The sequence below is a fragment of the Streptomyces sp. NPDC058664 genome (genome assembly GCF_042716635.1).
Taxonomy (GTDB): domain Bacteria; phylum Actinomycetota; class Actinomycetes; order Streptomycetales; family Streptomycetaceae; genus Streptomyces.
Genome location: NZ_JBHXRW010000198.1, coordinates 1 through 1,748, shown reverse-complemented (window position 1 = coordinate 1,748; position 1,748 = coordinate 1). Strand labels below are relative to the sequence as shown.

The following is a 1,748-nucleotide window of genomic DNA, read 5'->3' as shown; positions in this document are numbered from 1 at the left end:
TGACTCGTCCGATCCGCCTGGCCCACAGGCCCGAGGCCGAGCCCCGGGCCAGGCTGTCACATCACGGACTTACACGATCTTTCAGACACACTCGCGCTGCCGCTTGAGGACCCGCTTGGCTAACTGGGTGCCCTTCTTCTGGAGCTTGGTCCGCAGGGCAAGCTGACGTTTGCGGTAGCGGTTCAGTCCGCGCCCGGCGTGGATCTTCCCGTCCGAGGTGGTGGCGATGTTGACGATGCCAAGGTCCACGCCGAGGAAATCGGTCGGCTCGTACTGCTCGGCCTTGGGGACCTCACAAGTGACGATGAGGAACCACATGCCGTCACGGTGGACAAGATCGGACTCGCCCTTGCGGTTCTCGGCCAGCAGCTTGCGGGCCTGCTCGGACCGGAAACCGATCGGCTTGGACTCCGCCTTGGTCCGACGCTTCGACCCTGGCTTGCCAAGGTTCCGTTGCGGATGTTCGCCCGCAGGGCGGTGTAGGCGTCGGCGACCTTCCTCAGCACATGCAGCGCGGGCAGCGCAGGCAGCGCAGGCAGCGCAGGCAGTCCCCAGTCGTTCAGGTCGTGGTAGGCGAAACCCTGCAATGCCTTGCGGGAGGTCTCACCCCGCTTGCGCGCCTGGCCCGACAGCCAGTTCGCCGCGTCATTCGCCGTGTGTAGGGTGCACTCGAGTGCTGACGCCACCTCGGGCGTCGGCATGAGCTTCACCTGTACGACGACCTTCATACGGGCATCGCAGCATCGTGTCTATGTCACCCCAATGGGAACCAAACCCCGATATCCGCAGGGGTCGTAGCGTCGTCTACTCCCTGCACGCACATCTGGTCTTGTCCCGAAGTACCGGCGCGGAGTTTTTGCCGACGAGATCCTGACGCGCTGCGAAGAGATCATGCGGGAGGTCTGCGCCAAGACCAACGCCGAACTGCGGGAGTTCAACGGCGAACGCGATCACGTCCCCCTGCTCATCCACTACCCACCCCAGGTCAAGCTGTCGACGCTGGCCGGCTCCCTCAAGGGCGCGTCCGCCCCCTACCTCCGCAAGAAGTACGCCGACCACATCCGCAAGCACCTGCGGGGCGCGCATTCCTGGTCGCCCTCCTACTTCGTGGCCTCCGCCGGCGGAGCACCGCTGTCCGTGATCAAAAAGTACACCGAGCAGCAGAAACGCCCGCTGCAACGCGGGCGCCAGAGCAGTCCAGAGAAGCCATTCCTCCCAGCCTTGAAGGGCCGGGAGGAATGGCTAGATCACGTTAAGACCGACCGGCAAATGGTGAGGCGTGTGTTTGCGGGTGGTCCCGGATGTGGTGCGGGCACGAGCCTGAGTGATCATGGAGTTCTCTACGCTCAGTGATCAATCGGAGGGCTCGTGCCTGCGGTGCCATCATGCCTGCTCGAACCGTTGTGGGACCGGTTCGCGGCGTTGCTGCCGGCGCGGGAGGACTACGCCGAGAATCATCCGCTGGGATGCCATCGACGCAGAGTCCCGGATCGTGTGGTCTTTGAGCACGTCGTGCTCGCGCTGGTCCACGGCTCCGGCTACGAGCGCATCTCCACTCCCGGGTGTTCCGACCGGACCATCCGCCGCCGCGTCAAACAGTGGGCTGAGCTGGGGATATCCGAGAAGGTGCACGCTCTCGCGCTCGAGGCCTATGACCGGATGATCGGTCTGGGGCTGAGTGAGCTCTCGGTGGACGGCTGCATCACCAAGGCCCCGTCGGGTGGTGAGAAGGCCGGACGGTCACCGGT

At 64.7% G+C, this 1,748-nt stretch carries 2 protein-coding genes and 1 pseudogene; 2 read left to right on the top strand and 1 reads right to left on the bottom strand.

From position 1 onward, the window contains the following. Positions 1 to 81 precede the first annotated feature (81 nt). On the bottom strand, positions 82 to 318 hold the full coding sequence (locus ACFWUY_RS41500; protein ID WP_384122190.1) for a hypothetical protein: 237 nt from the start codon (positions 316 to 318) through the stop codon (positions 82 to 84). Positions 319 to 751: 433 nt separating this feature from the next. On the opposite strand from ACFWUY_RS41500, the pseudogene tnpA reads away from it, so the two are divergent. Beyond that, positions 752 to 1,173, top strand: a pseudogene (gene tnpA / locus ACFWUY_RS41495) (IS200/IS605 family transposase); the annotation flags it as partial. Between the two features lie 195 nt (positions 1,174 to 1,368). Further along, the coding region (locus ACFWUY_RS41490) for a transposase (protein ID WP_384122185.1) at positions 1,369 to 1,748 on the top strand (380 nt) is incomplete at its 3' end.